General features: G+C 72.7%; 13 protein-coding genes. 7 read left to right on the plus strand and 6 right to left on the minus strand.

What is annotated here, in order from left to right; genetic code table 11:
• Window positions 1–124: 124 nt before the first annotated feature.
• Window positions 125–1,546 (minus strand): DNA repair protein RadA, encoded by a 1,422-nt coding sequence (gene radA, locus ACH4TL_RS42540; protein WP_398329552.1) that lies wholly within the window; start codon window positions 1,544–1,546, stop codon window positions 125–127.
• 193 nt (window positions 1,547–1,739) lie between these two features.
• Here radA and ACH4TL_RS42545 point away from each other — a divergent pair, with 193 nt between their 5' ends.
• Window positions 1,740–3,413 (plus strand): sigma-70 family RNA polymerase sigma factor, encoded by a 1,674-nt coding sequence (locus ACH4TL_RS42545; protein WP_398329549.1) that lies wholly within the window; start codon window positions 1,740–1,742, stop codon window positions 3,411–3,413.
• Window positions 3,414–3,788: 375 nt separating this feature from the next.
• On the opposite strand, the gene ACH4TL_RS42550 is transcribed toward ACH4TL_RS42545, so the two are convergent.
• Window positions 3,789–4,625, minus strand: a complete 837-nt coding sequence (locus ACH4TL_RS42550; RefSeq protein WP_398329546.1) for a hypothetical protein — start codon at window positions 4,623–4,625, stop codon at window positions 3,789–3,791.
• A gap of 86 nt (window positions 4,626–4,711) precedes the next feature.
• On the opposite strand from ACH4TL_RS42550, the gene ACH4TL_RS42555 reads away from it, so the two are divergent.
• From ACH4TL_RS42555 to ilvD, 4 genes are all read left to right on the plus strand, one after another.
• On the plus strand, window positions 4,712–5,641 hold the full coding sequence (locus ACH4TL_RS42555) for a Ppx/GppA family phosphatase (RefSeq protein WP_398329543.1): 930 nt from the start codon (window positions 4,712–4,714) through the stop codon (window positions 5,639–5,641).
• Between the two features lie 66 nt (window positions 5,642–5,707).
• Window positions 5,708–6,553 (plus strand): sugar phosphate isomerase/epimerase family protein, encoded by an 846-nt coding sequence (locus ACH4TL_RS42560; protein ID WP_398329540.1) that lies wholly within the window; start codon window positions 5,708–5,710, stop codon window positions 6,551–6,553.
• Complete coding sequence (locus ACH4TL_RS42565) at window positions 6,550–7,191, plus strand: TetR family transcriptional regulator (RefSeq protein ID WP_398329538.1); 642 nt, start codon at window positions 6,550–6,552, stop codon at window positions 7,189–7,191. Before ACH4TL_RS42560 ends, ACH4TL_RS42565 begins: the two co-directional genes overlap by 4 nt.
• A gap of 143 nt (window positions 7,192–7,334) precedes the next feature.
• The gene (ilvD, locus tag ACH4TL_RS42570) at window positions 7,335–9,185 is read left to right on the plus strand and encodes a dihydroxy-acid dehydratase (protein WP_398329535.1); all 1,851 of its coding nucleotides are present in this window, start codon (window positions 7,335–7,337) and stop codon (window positions 9,183–9,185) included.
• Window positions 9,186–9,233: 48 nt separating this feature from the next.
• On the opposite strand, the gene ACH4TL_RS42575 is transcribed toward ilvD, so the two are convergent.
• Window positions 9,234–11,468: a PQQ-binding-like beta-propeller repeat protein gene (locus tag ACH4TL_RS42575; protein WP_398329532.1), complete on the minus strand. Its 2,235-nt coding sequence runs from the start codon at window positions 11,466–11,468 to the stop codon at window positions 9,234–9,236.
• Between the two features lie 151 nt (window positions 11,469–11,619).
• Here ACH4TL_RS42575 and ACH4TL_RS42580 point away from each other — a divergent pair, with 151 nt between their 5' ends.
• Window positions 11,620–11,925 (plus strand): SH3 domain-containing protein, encoded by a 306-nt coding sequence (locus ACH4TL_RS42580; protein WP_398329529.1) that lies wholly within the window; start codon window positions 11,620–11,622, stop codon window positions 11,923–11,925.
• 70 nt (window positions 11,926–11,995) lie between these two features.
• On the opposite strand, the gene ACH4TL_RS42585 is transcribed toward ACH4TL_RS42580, so the two are convergent.
• Window positions 11,996–13,531, minus strand: a complete 1,536-nt coding sequence (locus ACH4TL_RS42585; protein WP_398329526.1) for a SulP family inorganic anion transporter — start codon at window positions 13,529–13,531, stop codon at window positions 11,996–11,998.
• A gap of 213 nt (window positions 13,532–13,744) precedes the next feature.
• Window positions 13,745–14,089: a hypothetical protein gene (locus ACH4TL_RS42590; RefSeq protein ID WP_398329523.1), complete on the minus strand. Its 345-nt coding sequence runs from the start codon at window positions 14,087–14,089 to the stop codon at window positions 13,745–13,747.
• Window positions 14,090–14,429: 340 nt separating this feature from the next.
• Here ACH4TL_RS42590 and proC point away from each other — a divergent pair, with 340 nt between their 5' ends.
• Window positions 14,430–15,239 (plus strand): pyrroline-5-carboxylate reductase, encoded by an 810-nt coding sequence (proC, locus tag ACH4TL_RS42595; RefSeq protein ID WP_398329520.1) that lies wholly within the window; start codon window positions 14,430–14,432, stop codon window positions 15,237–15,239.
• 56 nt (window positions 15,240–15,295) lie between these two features.
• Here proC and trpS read toward each other — a convergent pair whose 3' ends face one another.
• A complete protein-coding gene (trpS, locus tag ACH4TL_RS42600; protein ID WP_398329517.1) occupies window positions 15,296–16,315 on the minus strand; it encodes a tryptophan--tRNA ligase in 1,020 nt (339 codons plus the stop codon).
• Window positions 16,316–16,690: the final 375 nt, after the last annotated feature.

The following is a 16,690-nucleotide window of genomic DNA, read 5'->3' on the forward strand; positions in this document are numbered from 1 at the left end:
AAAGTCTACCGGCGGTCCCCGGCCTCCCGTGGGGTCTCCCGGCGTACGCCCCCGGGCGGGAACCGGAGCGCGGCTCCTCCTGCGGTCCGGATCGCCGCGCTCACCACCGCGTTCGCCCCGCGGATCACCCCTGGTCGGGGGCGTCGGCGCGGCTCCTGTCGGCACGCTCGCGCCGGGGCAGTACGCGCAGTGCGTCCCCTATGTCCGCCACCTCCAGCACCCGCATGCCGTCGGGCACGCGCCCCGGGTCGGTGGGCACCAAGGCGTGGGTGAAGCCCAGCCGGGCGGCCTCGGACAGCCGCCGCTGCACCCCCGTGACCCGCCGGACCTCGCCCGCGAGCCCCACCTCGCCGATCGCCACCAGGTTCTTCGGCAGCGGGGTGTCGCTCGCGGCGCTCGCCAGCGCGAGCGCCACCGCGAGGTCCGCCGCGGGCTCCGACAGCTTCACCCCGCCCACCGTGGCGCTGTAGATGTCGCGCTTGCCCAGCGCGTTGATCCGGCCGCGCTGCTCCAGGACGGCCAGCATCATCGAGACCCGGGAGGTCTCAAGCCCTGAGGTGGTGCGGCGGGGGGAGGGGATCTGCGAGTCGACCGTGAGCGCCTGCACCTCGGCCACCAGCGGGCGGCGGCCCTCCAGGGTGACGGTCAGACAGGTGCCGGGCACCGGCTCGGCGCGCCGGGTCAGGAACAGGCCCGAGGGGTCGGCGAGGCCGGTGATGCCCTCGTCGTGCAGCTCGAAGCAGCCCACCTCGTCCGTCGCCCCGTAACGGTTCTTGACGCCGCGCACCAGCCGCAGCCGGGCGTGCCGGTCGCCCTCGAAGTGCAGCACCACGTCGACCAGGTGCTCCAGCAGCCGGGGGCCCGCGATCGCCCCGTCCTTGGTCACATGGCCGACCAGCAGCGTGGACATGCCGCGCTCCTTGGACGCCCGGATCAGCGCCCCGGCCACCTCGCGCACCTGGGCCATGCCGCCGGGCGCACCGTCGATCTCGGGCGAGGCGACGGTCTGCACGGAGTCCAGGATCAGCAGCGACGGCTTGACCGAGTCGAGATGGCCCAGCACGGCGGACAGATCGGTCTCGGCCGCGAGGTACAGATGCTCGCTCAGCGCCCCGATCCGGTCGGCGCGCAGCCGGACCTGACCCGCCGACTCCTCACCCGTCACATACAGCGTCCGGTGGTCGTCGGTGGCCGCCTTCGCCGCGACGTCCAGCAGCAGCGTCGACTTGCCGACGCCCGGCTCCCCGGCCAGCAGCACCACGGCGCCGGGGACCAGACCGCCGCCGAGCACCCGGTCCAGCTCGTCCACCCCGGTGGAGCGGGCGGTGGCCTGGCGGCCGTCGACCTGGCCGATCGGCAGGGCGGCCGAGGTGACCCGGCCGGGCGCGGTGGTCCGCACGGCGGGCGCGCCGAACTCCTCGACCGTGCCCCAGGCCTGGCATTCCGGGCAGCGGCCGAGCCACTTGGCCGTGGTCCAGCCGCATTCGGTGCAGCGGTAGGAGGGCCGGTCCTTGGCGGATGAACGGGAGGAGCTACGGGCAGCCATGGCCTCAACGCTAGCGTCGCCCGCCGACAGCGGGTCGCCCAGGCTGCTCGCAGGCTGCTTGTGGGCTCATAGCAGTTCTGCGGCACGGAAGAAGGACACCTGTCCCCTTATGAGGGAGATGGTCACCCGTAAGGGTTAAAAGTGCCGAAGTGAGGCGAGCGGGTCTGCTTCATCCGCCTACGGTCGCCGGGTGATGAGCAGCAGGTCCGAGCACTCGACACACGCCGCCGGCGCACACCGGGCGGAGCGCCGCGCGCCCCGCGTCACCACCACGCGCCCCCAGCGGCCGCCCGCGCGCTACGAGCCGTATCTGGACGGTCTGTTCACCTACTGCCTGTCGGTCCTCTGCGAGCACGACGCCGCGGCCGTCACGCTCGGCGATGTGCTGGCCGTCGCCGAGCGGCGGCTCGGCCGGGGCCGGGGGCGCGGGCGTGCGGAGGCCGAGGAGGAGCCGAGCCGCCCATGGCTCTACGCGGTCGCCCGCTGGGCCTGTCTGCGCAAGCTCGCCGAGCTGCGGGAGCGGCGGGAGCCGCAGGGGTTCGGGGAGGGTCGGGGGGTTACGGACACCGCGCTGCCCGAGCCCGTCGCCGACCGCCGCCGCCGCGAACTCGCCGCGCTCGCCTGGCCCGAGGCCGCCGGGACCAGCGCCGCGCAGCGCGAGGCGCTGGAGCTCCACGTCCGCCACCAGCTCACCCCCGCCGAGGTCGCCGCCGCGCTCGGCAAGGAGCCCGACGAGACCCGCGCCCTGCTCTCCAGCGCCGCCTGCGAGGTGGAGCGGACCCGCGCCGCGCTCGCCGTCGTGGAGCTGGGCCACTGCCCCGTCGTCGCCCGGCTCGCGGGCGACACCCAGGTGCTGCTCTCCGCCGCCCTCCGCCGCGAGCTGGTGCGCCATGTCGACGACTGCCGCGAATGCCGGCGGATGGCCGAGCGGGCCACCGCGGACGGCCCCTGGCCCGGCACCGCCGCCGCGCCCGCCGCGCTGCCGGTCGTGGAGGCGCCCCGCTCCGCCGTGCACGCCGCGATGCTGTGCGCGCTGAGCGGCCGCCCCGTGCGCGCCGCGGCCGGTCCGCGCTTCGACCGGCGCGGCTTCCCGCTGGACCCCCAGGACCGCGCCGCGCGCCGCAGCAGGCTGCGCAGCCGCGCCCTGACCACGACCGTGGTCGCCACCGTCGTGGCCGCCCCGGTCCTCGCCCTGTGGGCCGCCTACCGGGGCGCGCCCCTCGCCGGTGACGAGCACGACACGGACTCGGTGGCCGCCGCCAACGCGGACGGCGCGCACACGGCCCCGGCCGATGAGCAGGATCGGTCCGCCGGGCGGGCGTACGGGCGGCCGGGCAGCGCGCAGGACCGTTCCGGCGCGCCCCGGCTGCGCAGCCGCGCCGGTGCGGCGTCGGAGGTCACCGTCGAGGTCATCGCCGCGGACGACGCCCGTGACCAGCCCGGCAAGGCCCCCGGCCGCTCCCGGAGCGCCCCGCGCCGCCCCGGCGGCGCGTCCGCCCCGTCCCGCCCCGCCCCCGGCCCCGGGCGCCTCACCGTGGAGGCCCAGCCGAGCGGCGATACGACGCTCATCACCCTGTCCGCCTCCGGCGGCACCCCGGTGCACTGGTCGGCCTCGCCCAGCGCCCCCTGGCTCCACCTGAGCCGCACCGCCGGTGAGCTGCGCCCCGGCGATACGACGACGATCACGGTCGCGGTCGACCACGGCCGGGAGCCCCCGGGCCGCTGGCGAGCCCGGGTGACGGTCGCACCGTCGGGCGCGATGGTGGCCATCGAAGGCCGGGGCACACCCCCGACCCCCACCCCGTCCCCCTCGACCCCGCCCCCTTCCACCCCACCGCCTTCGGAACCCCCCGCCCCCAAGGGCTGACGACAGCGGGGCCGCGGTGAGCGAACGGAGCAGGCCCACGAACCGGCGCCCACCCCGTGCGCCGGAGGAGCCTCGGACCGGAGCCCAAGCACGTGCGGGACCGGGGGCGGGAGCACCCAGCCCTCCCGCCGCGCCCCGGCCCGCCGGGTGCGGGGGCATGCCGTCCCGCCCGCAGCGTCATCGGCTACCGGCCCGGCGCCCGGCACGAGCGGGCGCCCGGGGGAGCGGGCGGGGGCCGGGGCACCGCCGCGGCGGGCGCGCGGTTGTCCGAAACCGGGCCGCGGGGCTCGCGGGCGGCGCCCCCGGAAACGGGGGTACCCGGGGGGCGGAGCCCCCTGGTTACGGGAAGGGGCGGGGCGGGGGAAGAAGCCCCGCTCAGGCCGACGGATCCGCCGGGTGGGGGGCCACCAGGGGCAGGGAAGCCGCCAGCCGCGCCTCGCACAGCTCCGCCAGCCGGTCGTACCCCGCCTTGCCCATCAGCTCCGTCAGCTCCGGCCGGTACGACACGTACACCGGCTCCCCGGCCCCGTGGGCCGACACCGCCGAGGTGCACCACCAGTGCAGGTCGTGCCCACCGGGGCCCCACCCCCGCCGGTCGTATTCGCCGATCGTGACCTGGAGCACCTGCGTGTCATCGGGGCGGTCGATCCACTCGTACGACCGCCGCACCGGCAGCTGCCAGCAGACGTCCGGCTTGGTCTCCAGCGGTTCGCGCCCCTCCCGCAGCGCCAGGATGTGCAGCGAGCAGCCCGCGCCGCCCGCGAAACCGGGGCGGTTCTGGAAGATGCACGAGCCCTCGTGGCGGCGCGTCTGACGGTCGCCGTCCTCGTCCTCCTGGATCCAGCCCCGTGCGTGCCCCTCGTCGTGGAACTGCCAGATCTCCGGGGTCAGCCGGCCCATGTGGCGGGCGACCCGCTCCTCGTCCTCCTCGTCGGAGAAGTGCGCGCCCAGGGTGCAGCAGCCGTCGCTCGCGCGCCCTGCCTGGATGCCCTGGCAGCCCTGGCCGAAAACGCAAGACCAGCGCGAGGTGAGCCAGGTCAGATCGCAGCGGAAGACCTGCTCCTCGTCGGCGGGGTCGGGGAATTCGACCCAGGCGCGGGCGAAGTCCAGGCCGACCTCGTCCGCGGGCGGGGCCGCCGGGGACGGGACCTGCTCCGACTCCGGGGCGATCTTTTGGCCTTTGTCCTGCTTCGCCTTTTTCGTCTTTGCCACGGTGCAAGGGTATGCCCCCACCGTGAAAGCACTCGGAACGGGGATCCCGCGCATGGCCACGCCCGACGCACAGTAGCGTTCTGGCCATGAGACTCGGTGTCCTCGACGTGGGTTCGAATACGGTCCATCTGCTGGTGGTGGACGCACACCAGGGTGCCCGCCCGCTGCCCGCCCATTCCCACAAGGCGGAACTGCGGCTGGCCGAACTCCTCGACGGCGACGGAGCCATCGGCTCCGAGGGCGTCGACCGGCTGATCGCGGTGGTCCGTGAGGCGCTGGAGGCGGCCGAGGACAAGGGCGTCGAGGAGGTGCTGCCGTTCGCGACCTCCGCGGTCCGGGAGGCGGCCAACGCCGACGCCGTCCTCGCCCGGGTCGCCGAGGAGACCGGCGTACGGCTGCGCGTGCTCAGCGGCGAGGACGAGGCCCGGCTCACATTCCTGGCCGCCCGCCGCTGGTGCGGCTGGTCGTCGGGGCGGCTGCTGCTCCTGGACATCGGCGGCGGCTCGCTGGAGATCGCGTACGGGCTGGACGAGGAGCCCGACGCCGCCGTCTCGCTGCCGCTGGGCGCGGGACGGCTGACCGCCGCCTGGCTGCCGGGCGATCCGCCGGGACCGGAGGACATCCGCGCGCTGCGGCGCCATGTGCGGACCGAGATAGCCCGCGTCGTCGGCGACTTCAGCCGCCACAGCATGCCGGACGAGGTGGTCGCCACGTCCAAGACGTTCAAGCAGCTGGCCCGGATCGCGGGCGCGGCACGCTCCGCCGAGGGCCTGTACGTGGAGCGCAGGCTCACCCGCAAGGCGCTGGAGGAGTGGGTGCCCCGGCTGGCGGCCATGCCCACCGGGGAGCGCGCCGAGCTGCCGGGGGTGTCCGAGGGGCGGGCCCCGCAGCTGCTCGCGGGGGCGCTGGTGGCGGAGGCCGCCATGGATCTGTTCGGCGTCGACGTGCTGGAGATCTGCCCGTGGGCGCTGCGCGAGGGGGTCATTCTGCGCCGCCTCGACCACCTGCCCACATGACGCCCGCATGACGTGATCCGCAGTCGCGGTTTAGTCGCACAGAGCAGCGGCCGTACGCTGTCCCTCGTGACAGAGCCAGTGGTGCGCATCCCGGATGCGAAGGTCGCCCTGTCCACCGCCTCGGTCTATCCGGAGTCGACGGCGACGGCCTTCGAGATCGCCGCGCGGCTGGGCTACGACGGTGTCGAGGTCATGGTGTGGACCGATCCGGTCAGCCAGGACATCGAGTCGCTGCGCCGCCTCTCGGAGTATCACGGGGTGCCGATCCTTGCCGTGCACGCGCCATGTCTGCTGATCACTCAGCGGGTGTGGTCCACCGATCCATGGGTCAAGCTCCAGCGGGCCAAGGCGGCGGCCGAGCGTCTCGGCGCGTCGACCGTCGTCGTACACCCGCCGTTCCGGTGGCAGCGCAATTACGCCCGCGAGTTCGTACGCGGAATCTGGCGCATGGCGGACGAGACCGATGTGCGGTTCGCGGTGGAGAACATGTTCCCGTGGCGCTATCGCGACCGCGAGATGCTCGCGTACGCGCCGGACTGGGACGTCACCAAGGACGACTACCGGCACTTCACGATCGACCTCTCGCACACCGCGACCTCCCGGACGGACGCGCTGGACATGGTGGACCGGATGGGCGACCGGCTCGCCCATCTCCACCTCGCCGACGGCCAGGGCTCCAACAAGGACGAGCACCTGGTGCCGGGCCGCGGCAGCCAGCCCTGCGCGGAGCTGCTGGAACGTCTCGCCACCACCGGCTTCGACGGCCATGTGGTGGTCGAGGTGAACACCCGGCGGGCCATGTCCTCCACCGAGCGCGAGGCCGATCTCGCGGAGGCGCTGGCCTTCACCCGGCTCCATCTGGCCTCCCCGACCCCGGCCTCCCGGGCGGGCAGGGCGGTGCGCCGGAAGTGACCCCCGCCACACCGCCCCCGCCGCCCGCCACCGGGCCCCGGCGCGGCCGCGGCCGCCCCGCCCGCGGCAGCGCGGCCGACGGCCCGGGGGCCCGCGACCGGATCCTGACGGCGGCGCGCAACGAATTCGCCGAGCGCGGCTACGACAAGGCGTCGATCCGCGGGATCGCCAAGGCCGCCGAGGTGGACCCGGCGCTGGTCCACCACTACTTCGGCACCAAGGACCAGGTCTTCGGCGCGGCGATCGAGCTGATCCTGGCCCCCGCCATGGGCGCCCCGGACGCGGTCCACGGCGGCAGCCCGGAGGGCGCGGGCGAGCGGATGGCCCGCTACTTCTTCGCCACCTGGGAGAACCCGGTCAGCCGGCTGCCCCTGCTGGCCGTGATGCGCTCCGCGCTCACCAACGAGGCGGCCGCCGCCGTACTGCGCGGGCTGATCGAGCGGCGGCTGCTGATGCGGATGGCGCGCGACCTGGACGTCCCCGACCCGAAGTTCCGGGCGCAGCTGGCGGCCGCGCAGATCATCGGGGTCGCGATGCTGCGGTACGTGATCAAGATGGAGCCGGTGGCCTCGGCGACCGTGGACGAGATCGTCGCCATGGTGGGCCCGACGCTCCAGCGGTACCTCACCGAGAAGTGATCCGTGATTCCGTACGGTGAGCCGCCCGTCTCTGGATCCGGACACCGCATCGGGATTCGCGCCCCACAGGCGTACAGTCGGAAGACTCCGAACCATTCGCAGGTCCGCTTTCGCAGGACGCACTTACGAGGGAGCCGAGCACCGTGCCCGAGCTGAGGTCTCGCACCGTCACCCACGGCCGCAACATGGCGGGCGCCCGCGCCCTGATGCAGGCTTCCGGCGTAGCGCGCGAGGACTTCGGCAAGCCGATCGTCGCCGTGGCCAACAGCTTCACCGAGTTCGTGCCCGGCCACACCCACCTCCAGCCGGTCGGCCGGATCGTCAGCGAGGCGATCCACGCGGCGGGCGGCATCCCGCGCGAGTTCAACACCATCGCCGTCGACGACGGCATCGCGATGGGCCACGGCGGGATGCTCTACAGCCTCCCCTCCCGCGACCTGATCGCCGACTCCGTCGAGTACATGGTCGAGGCGCACTGCGCGGACGCGCTGATCTGCATCTCCAACTGCGACAAGATCACGCCCGGGATGCTGATGGCCGCGATGCGGCTCAACATCCCGACCGTCTTCGTCTCCGGCGGCCCCATGGAGTCCGGCCGCGCGACCCTCGTCGACGGCACGGTCCGCAAGCTCGACCTGATCACCGCGATCTCCGAGGCCGTCAACGACAAGGTCTCGGACGAGGACATCGCCCTCATCGAGGACAACGCCTGTCCGACCTGCGGTTCCTGCTCCGGCATGTTCACCGCCAACTCGATGAACTGCCTCACCGAGGCGATCGGCCTCGCCCTGCCGGGGAACGGCTCGGTGCTGGCCACCCACACCGCCCGCAAGGAGCTGTACGAGACGGCGGGGCGCACGGTCGTGGAGATCACCAAGCGCCACTACGAGCAGGACGACCAGACCGTCCTGCCGCGCGCGATCGGCTCCCGCGCCTCCTTCGAGAACGCCATGGCCCTCGACATCGCCATGGGCGGCTCCACCAACACGATCCTCCACCTGCTGGCCGCCGCCCAGGAGGCCGGGCTCGACTTCGGCATGCAGGACATCGACGGCATCTCCCGCCGGGTGCCCTGCCTGTCCAAGGTCGCCCCCAACATCGCCCCCGGCGGCGTCTATTACATGGAGGACGTCCACCGGGCCGGCGGCATCCCCGCCATCCTCGGCGAGCTGTACCGCGCGGGCCTCCTCAACGAGGACGTGCACTCCGTGCACTCCGACTCGCTCGCCGACTGGCTCAAGCAGTGGGACATCCGCGGCGGTTCGCCCTCCGCCGAGGCCGTCGAGATGTTCCACGCCGCGCCCGGCTGCGTCCGCTCCGCGACCGCCTTCTCCCAGTCCGAGCGCTGGGACACCCTCGACACCGACGCCGAGGGCGGCTGCATCCGCGACCTGGCGCACGCCTACTCCACCGAGGGCGGGCTCGCGGTCCTCTACGGCAACCTCGCCGAGGACGGCTGCGTCGTGAAGACCGCGGGCGTCGACGAGTCGATCTGGACCTTCGAAGGCCCGGCCGTCGTCTGCGAGTCGCAGGAGGAGGCCGTCGAGCGGATCCTGAACAAGCAGGTCAAGGAGGGCGACGTCGTCGTCATCCGCTACGAGGGCCCCAAGGGCGGCCCCGGCATGCAGGAAATGCTCTACCCCACCTCGTTCCTCAAGGGCCGGGGCCTGGGCAAGGCGTGCGCGCTGATCACCGACGGCCGCTTCTCCGGCGGCACCTCGGGCCTGTCCATCGGCCACGCCTCCCCCGAGGCGGCCTCCGGCGGCACCATCGCCCTGGTCGAGGACGGCGACCGGATCCGCATCGACATCCCGGCCCGCACGATGGAACTCCTCGTCCCCGAGGAGAAGCTGGCCGCCCGCCGCGAGGCCCTCGGCGGCGTCTACGCCCCGAAGGACCGCGAGCGCAAGGTCTCCACGGCCCTGCGCGCCTACGCGGCCATGGCCCTCAGCGCCGACAAGGGCGCGGTGCGGGACGTCACCCGCCTGGGGTGACACCCCGGGGGTGAGGGCCCGGCTCACGGACGGGGTCCGGGCCCCCGCTCACCAGCGGGCCGGATCCGTCCCGTCCACGGCGAACACCGTGCCGTCCGGGGCCGTCGCGAAGACCTTGCCCGCCGCCGCCACCGGCGAGGGCATCAGGGCCAGGAACCCCTCGCCGCCGGGGCGGTCCGCGCGGGGGCGGGTCTGGCCGAGCAGCCGGGCGCGCCGGGTGTCCACGGCCAGCAGTCGGCCGTCCGCCGACGAGAAGTACAGCCGCTCACCCGCCGCCACCAGCGGCGAGGCGTTGGCCACCGAGGTCTCCATCCGCCACCGCTGCGCCCCGCGCGCCGTGTCGACGGCCACCAGCCCGCCGTCCTCGCTCAGCAGATACACCCGGTCGCCCCGGACGGCGGCGCTGCTCAGGGACACCGGCACGGTCAGCTCGGCCCGCCGCTCCGCCCGCCGCGCCGGGTCGTACGCGACGACCGCGACGGTACGGGACTGCTGGTCGGCCTCGGTCAGCTGGAGGAGCCCGTCCGGGCCCGCCCCGACGGGGGTGAGGGTGCCGGACAGCGAGCGGTGCCAGCGCGTCGTCCCGCGCACCGTGTCGATCGCCGTGACCTGGGTGTGCCGACCGTCCGTGGCGGTGGTGAGGGCGTACGCGGTGCGGCCGTCGCCGTAGGAGAAGAAGCTCGGCTGTGCGTGCCCGGGCACGCGGTGGCTCCAACGCTCCCGGTTCGTCGCCCCGTTCACCGCCGTGACGGTGCCGTCCGCCGCGACCAGCAGCACCGTGTCGCCCGCGGAGTAGACCCGGCCCCCGTACGCGGACACCTCGCGGCTCCAACGGGCCCGGTACGTCCGCGGATCCAGCGCCTCCAGCCGCGACCCGTCCGCCGACATCACCCGCACCAGACCACCCGCCGGGACGGGCGCGGCGGGGGTGCTTTCGCCCGGGCGGCTCGTGGCGGCCGGGCGCGACCACACCACGCGGCCGTCGGCGGGGTCGATCCGGGCGGCCTGGACGCCGCGCGCCGCGCAGTACAGCGCGCCGCCCCCGTACGAACAGGTCGCGGGCCGCGCGCCCTTGGCCTCCGTCGCGGCCGTGCCGCCGCGCAGCTCCCGCTCCCAGGGCCGCCACGCGGTGGTGGTCGCGGCGCTGTTCTGCGGGTGCCGCTCCGCCGTGGCCTCGCGCTCGTTCAGCTGACGCAGCCCCACGACCGTGCCCGCGCCCAGCAGCACCGTCGCGGCGAGCGCCGCCGGAACCCACCGCCGCACACCCCGCCGCGCCGAGGGCACGGACGAGTCCGCCACCTCAGGCTCAGGCTCAGTGACCGCCTCAGGCTCAGGCACCACCTCGGCCTTGAGCACCGGTTCCGCGTCGAGCACCGGTTCCGCGTCGCGCTGCGCGGGGAGCGTCACGGCCGCGGGGGCGGGCCCCCGCGGCCCCCGCAACTCCGGGGGCTGGGGCCCGCGGACCGCCCGCAACACGGTCATCAGGGCATCCGGGGTGGGCCGTTCCGCCGGGTTCTTGGCCAGACAGCGCTCGATCAGCGGCAGCAGTTCGTCCGGCACCCCCGCCAGATCCGCCTCGTCGTGCACCACCTGGTACGCCACGATGTACGGGCTCTCGGACTCGAACGGCCCCCGCCCCGTCGCCGCGTGCACCAGCAGCGACCCCAGCGCGAACACGTCCGCCGCCGGTCCCACCGCCCGCGGCCGCTGGAACTGCTCGGGCGCCATGAACGGCGGCGTGCCGATCAACTTGCCGGTCTCGGTGCGCAGTTCGCTGTCGGACGGCCGGGAGATCCCGAAGTCGATGACCTTCGGGCCGTCCGCCGCGAGCAGCACGTTGCTCGGCTTCAGATCGCGGTGGACGACCCCCACCCGATGGATGTCGCGCAGCGCCTCCGCGAGCCCGGCCGCCAGCGCCACCACCTCGTCCGGCTCCAACGAGCCGTTCCGCTTGACGTGTTCGGCCAGGGTCGGGCCGGGGATGTAGGTGGTGGCCATCCAGGGCCGCAGGCCCTCCGGGTCGGCGTCCACGACGGGCGCGGTGAACGCCCCGCTGACCCGCCGCGCGGCCGCCACCTCCTGCCGGAACCGCGCCCTGAACTCGGGGTCTTCGGCGAACTCGGCATGGACGACCTTCACCGCGAGCCGCCGCCCCGACGCCGAGCGGGCGAGGTGGACCACGCCCATGCCCCCGGAGCCGAGGCGTGCTTCCAGCCGGTATTGCCCGGCGTACTCAGGATCTTCCGTTTCTGGACCCGTCCCGGCTCCGCGCCCCGGCGGCATGCCCCACCCCTGTGTATTCGGCCCGCTAAGCGACTCGGCGAGCCTAGTCGATGGTGCGTACGAGTCTTGTTAACCTCCGCATGTCGTGTCACATAATCCGACATCCGACATGTGCACAACGTCAGAATGAAGTTCAACGGGGGAGGGCCACATGGCCATCGATGAGACAGTCGTGCCAGAAACCGCCGCGCAGGAAACCGCCGCGCAAGCCGTCACGTATCCGACCGCGCCCGGCTACGAGGTGAACGTCCGCAGCGGTCCCGGCACCGGCTACCAGGTGGTCAAGCGGCTGCCCGCCAACACCCGGGTCGCGATCCGCTGCCAGACGCACGGTCAGCGGGTGTCAGGGCCGTACGGCTCGACGGACATCTGGGACTGCATCGCGCCGGGGCAGTACGTCTCCGACGCGTATGTGAAGACGGGAAGCGACGGCTTCGTCACCGTCGCCTGCGGCTGACCCACGAAAGCCCCGGGCCCCCGGCGCGAGGTGCGCCGGGGGCCCGGGGCTGGGTGGTGCCGTTCAGGTGTTACGCGGGTACTTTCGTGTCCTCTTCTTCGGTGGTCTCCGCGTGGCTCACCACCGCGTTGTGCCGCTCGGTCCAGGTCGCCAGCGCCATCTCGCAGGCGTGGTCCACATGGCGCAGACCCCTCAGGTCCAGCTCCACGACCCGCTCACGGGGCAGCGCTTCCAGCGAGTCCAGCAGCTTGGGCAGCCGGAGGAAGGTCGCGTTGCCGAGCACCCGCACCTTGACCGGCTCGTCCTCGTCGCCGTCCAGCCCCTTGACGTCGATGTGGACGTGCGAGGTCTCCCAGGCGGTCTTGATGACCGACAGCAGCAGACCGATGATGACGCCCTCGAACATGTCGGTGGTGACGATGGCCCCGGCGGTCACGATCAGGATGATCGCCTCGCCCCGGCGCTCCCGCCACAGCGGCATCAGGTCCTTGGTCGGGATCAGCTTCCAGCCCGCGTGCACCAGCACACCGGCGAGCGTCGCGATCGGGATGATGCCCAGCGCGGAGGGGAAGAGGACCGCGAAGACCAGCAGCCACACACCGTGCAGGATGCGCGAGAGCTTCGTCTTGGCACCGGCGAACACATTGGCCGAGCTGCGCACGATCACCGCGGTCATCGGCAGCGCGCCGAGCACACCGCACACCGCGTTACCGGCGCCCTGCGCCATCAGTTCCTTGTCGTACTCGGTGCGCGGACCGTCGTGCAGCCGGTCCACGGCCGCCGCGCTGAACAGGCTCTCGGCCGACGCGATCAGCGTGAAGGCGAGAATGGTTCCGATCACGCCCACTTCGGCCAGTTGGGTGAACTCACCGACGCCGGGGGGCTGGATGGCCTCCAGCAGACCCTTGACCTCGACCCGGGCGATCGGCAGATCGAAGCTGACCGTCACGATCGTCGCGAACATGACCGCGGCCAGCGGTGCGGGCAGGATCTTGACGCCCTGGCGGAAGCGCGGCCAGAGAACCAGGACCAGGATGGTTCCGACGCCGACGGCGACGGCCGTGAGGGAGTCGCTCGACCCGGCGACGTCGCCGATCAGCCCCGGAATCCCGAAGATCTTGTCGAGCCCGCTGCTCGGGGCCTTCATGTCACCGAGGGCGTAGAGCTGCCCGGCGATCAGTACGAGGCCGATACCGGCCAGCATGCCCTGCACCACGGCGAGCGAGATCGCCCGGAACCACCGGCCGAACCCCAGGGCGCCCATGGCCAGCTGGAGCAGTCCGGAGATCAGGACGAGAACGCCCAGCGCCGGGACGCCGTACTCCTGGACCGCCTCGAAGACCAGCACGGTCAGACCGGCGGCGGGGCCGGAGACCTGGAGGCTGCTGCCCGGCAGGAAGCCGGTGACCAGACCACCGACGATGCCGGTGATCAGGCCCAGCTCGGCCGGGACGCCGGAGGCGACGGCCACGCCCACGCACAGGGGCACGGCCACCAGGAAGACGACGAGAGAAGCGGTGAAGTCGGCGCGGAAGGTCCCGGCGCCGGGTGAAGAGCCTGCGGCGCCGCCGGCGCCGCGGAAACGGTCGAGAAGAGAGTTTCGCATGAGGGTTGCCTCCAGTGCGCCCCGTCACCGGCTCTTTGGGCAGGCGGGGGCACGGCATAGCACTTCGTCAGTGGGATCGATGGAATCGGTCGCTGGCGGTGAAGCTCGCTTGCTCACACGAAGCGTGAGGAAGCGTGAAACGTGGCGCGCGAGGGCGCACAGAAGGAGCCGTCACGGGCCGACATGGGCCGTCGGCATATGACGGCGCAGCCCTCAGCAGCGGAAAATCTGATGAATGACGGGCAGCTCGCCCGATCTCGACACGGGCACGGCCTGCCGTCCCGTCAGGGATGTACTGATCGCGGTGCGCGGCATCCGCACACCCGCGTCGCATCCGCACACACATCCGTATTTGCCGCTCGGTGTGGGTGCGGTCAGTGGAGCCCGTCCGTTGCGGAGCCCCTTGCAGTCCTCCACCCCGCTGTCATGGTGGGTGGAGAGTGCCTTGATGATCGGCTTGGGGTCCGCGGACGCGGTCGAGGCGATCGACTCGGGATGGGTGACCTGTGAGGACGTGCAGTCGGCGGCAATGAAGAGGGCGAGCAGTACGGATACCACGGCTAGCAGCCCACGAGCGGTATGCCGGACCGTCCTCACCATCGCCTCCCTCCGATACGTATCGACACTCAACTCCATTGTGTCCAGAAGCCCGTGACCATTTGCAAGTCGATATGTAACCAACTTGTGAACGGAGAAGCGTCGAACAGGACGGGTTCGTTCCGGTCACCCCGGCGGACGCCAGCGCTCACAAGCGATCGGGCCACGCCGGTTGGTCAAGGATTCGTCATGAAAAATATTATTCATCGAACAATGAATAATGCGCGGCGCGTCGCGCGGGCCCCGGTGCGAGGATGAGAGGCGTCCATCCATCGCAGCAACGCACGAGGTGAGCCGCACTATGACGGAGACGGTCGCCGTACTCGGCACGGGAAAGATCGGCGAAGCCCTGCTCAGCGGGATGATCCGCGGTGGCTGGAAACCGACCGACCTGCTGGTCACCGCCCGCTGCCCGGAGCGCGCCCAGGAGCTGCGGCAGCGCTACGGCGTCGAGGCCGTCACCAACGCCGAGGCCGCCAAGGCCGCCGACACCCTCATCCTCACCGTCAAACCGCAGGACATGAGCACCCTGCTGGACGAGCTGGCCCCGCACGTGCCCGCCGACCGGCTGGTGATCTCCGGCGCCGCGGGCATCCCCACCTCCTTCTTCGAGGCGCGCCTCGCCGTCGGCACCCCGGTGGTGCGCGTCATGACCAACACGCCCGCCCTCGTCGACGAGGCCATGTCCGTCATCTCGGCGGGCAGCCACGCCAAGGAGGAGCACCTCGTCCACGCCGAGGCCATCTTCGGCGGCGTCGGCAAGACGCTCCGCGTCCCGGAGAGCCAGCAGGACGCCGCGACCGCCCTCTCCGGCTCCGGTCCCGCGTACTTCTACTTTCTCGTCGAGGCCATGACGGACGCCGGAATCCTGCTCGGGCTGCCCCGCGACAAGGCCCACGACCTGATCGTCCAGGCGGCGATCGGCGCCGCGACGATGCTGCGCGACAGCGGCCAGCACCCGGTCTCGCTGCGCGAGGCCGTGACCTCCCCGGCGGGCACCACGATCAGCGCCATCCGCGAGCTGGAGAGCCACGGCGTACGTGCCGCCCTGATCGCCGCCCTGGAGGCGGCCCGCGACCGCAGCCGCGAACTCGCCTCCGGCAACGGCTGACCGTCCACCCGAGCCGGGGCCGAGGCCCCGGCTCCCCTTTCCCCTCTCTCCTCTCTTCAGGCCGAGGGCAGCAACCCCACCGCCGCATGGGCGGCGTCGACCCGCGGCCGGGCCAGCGCCCGGGCGCGCTCGGCCCCGGCCCGCAGCACCCCGTCCACATAACCGGGATCCGCGCTCAGCTCGGCGTGCCGGGCCCGCATCGGCCGCAGCAGTTCCACCACCGCCTCGGCCACCGCCCCCTTGAGCGCCCCGTACGAGGTGTACTCCTCGGCCAGCACCTCCGGCTTGCCCCCGGTACACGCCGCGAGCACATCCAGCAGATTGGCCACCCCGGGCTGCTCCTCAGGGTCGTACCGGACCTCGCTGCCGCTGTCCGTGACCGCCCGCATGATCTTCTTGCGCACGACATCCGTCTCGTCCAGCAGATAGACGATGCCCCTGCCCTCGCCGTGCGACTTGCCCATCTTCGACAGCGGGTCCTGAAGGTCCATCACCCGCGCCGCCACCGGCGGAGCCGTCGCCCGCGGCACGGTGAAGACCGGCCCGTACCGCTGGTTGAACCGCCGCGCCAGATCCCGGGTCAGCTCCACGTGCTGCGTCTGGTCCTCGCCGACCGGCACCTCGTCCGTCCCGTACGCCAGGATGTCGGCCGCCATCAGCGCCGGATAGGTGAGCAGCGACAGCCGTACGCTCCGGCCCCGCGCCGACTCCCGCGCGACCTTCTCCTTGTACTGGATCATCCGCCGCATCTCGCCGTCCGCGGCCGTGCACTCCATCAGATAGGACAGCCGTGCGTGTTCGTCCACATGACTCTGGACGAACAGGGTGCAGTGCGCCGGATCCAGCCCGGAGGCCAGGAACAGCGTGGCCGCCTGCCGGGTCAGCCGCCGCACCCGCGCCGGATCGTGCTCCACGGTCAGCGCGTGCAGATCGACGACGCAGAACAGCGCGTCGGCCCGGTACTGGTCCTCCTCGACCCACCGGCGCAGCGCGCCGAGGTAGTTGCCGAGGGTCAGATGCCCGGTCGGCTTGACCCCGCTGAAGATCCGGGGCCGTGCCGTCGTGGTGTGTGCCATGAGGGTGTCTCTCCCGCTGTCTCGGGACCGCCGGGCCGAACGGCCGACTCCGCGAGAGCGAGGAGAAACGGAAACGGCCGCCGGAGCGGCGGCCGTGGAAGGTGCATGCGCTGGGGGCGGCCGCCGTCAGGCGGGCCACCACTGGGCGATGTGCGCATGCTTCGTCATGTCACAAGAGACTACGCCTCACACGGCACGCTGGCACGGGTTTGAAGGCCGCCGGAGCGTCGTGTAGTGTTCTTCGAGTTGTCACGGAGCCCGCACAGGGAAACGGGACAGCCACTCGAGCCGCACCGGCGGCAAACCACTTCAGCACGACCCCCAATCGGGAACGACTTCGGCATGCCGAAATCCGGACCGAAAAGCTCGATTATG

Origin of the sequence: Streptomyces sp. NPDC021115 (genome assembly GCF_044333065.1) — a bacterium.
Taxonomy (GTDB): Bacteria; Actinomycetota; Actinomycetes; order Streptomycetales; family Streptomycetaceae; genus Streptomyces.

Bases quoted from the DNA above. Each gene is read 5' to 3' on its own strand.
- radA (WP_398329552.1), bottom strand. From the start codon at position 1,546: ATGGCTGCCCGTAGCTCCTCCCGTTCATCCGCCAAGGACCGGCCCTCC.
- ACH4TL_RS42545 (WP_398329549.1), top strand. From the start codon at position 1,740: ATGAGCAGCAGGTCCGAGCACTCGACACACGCCGCCGGCGCACACCGG.
- ACH4TL_RS42555 (WP_398329543.1), top strand. From the start codon at position 4,712: ATGAGACTCGGTGTCCTCGACGTGGGTTCGAATACGGTCCATCTGCTG.
- ACH4TL_RS42575 (WP_398329532.1), bottom strand. From the start codon at position 11,468: ATGCCGCCGGGGCGCGGAGCCGGGACGGGTCCAGAAACGGAAGATCCT.
- ACH4TL_RS42580 (WP_398329529.1), top strand. From the start codon at position 11,620: ATGGCCATCGATGAGACAGTCGTGCCAGAAACCGCCGCGCAGGAAACC.
- ACH4TL_RS42585 (WP_398329526.1), bottom strand. From the start codon at position 13,531: ATGCGAAACTCTCTTCTCGACCGTTTCCGCGGCGCCGGCGGCGCCGCA.
- proC (WP_398329520.1), top strand. From the start codon at position 14,430: ATGACGGAGACGGTCGCCGTACTCGGCACGGGAAAGATCGGCGAAGCC.
- trpS (WP_398329517.1), bottom strand. From the start codon at position 16,315: ATGGCACACACCACGACGGCACGGCCCCGGATCTTCAGCGGGGTCAAG.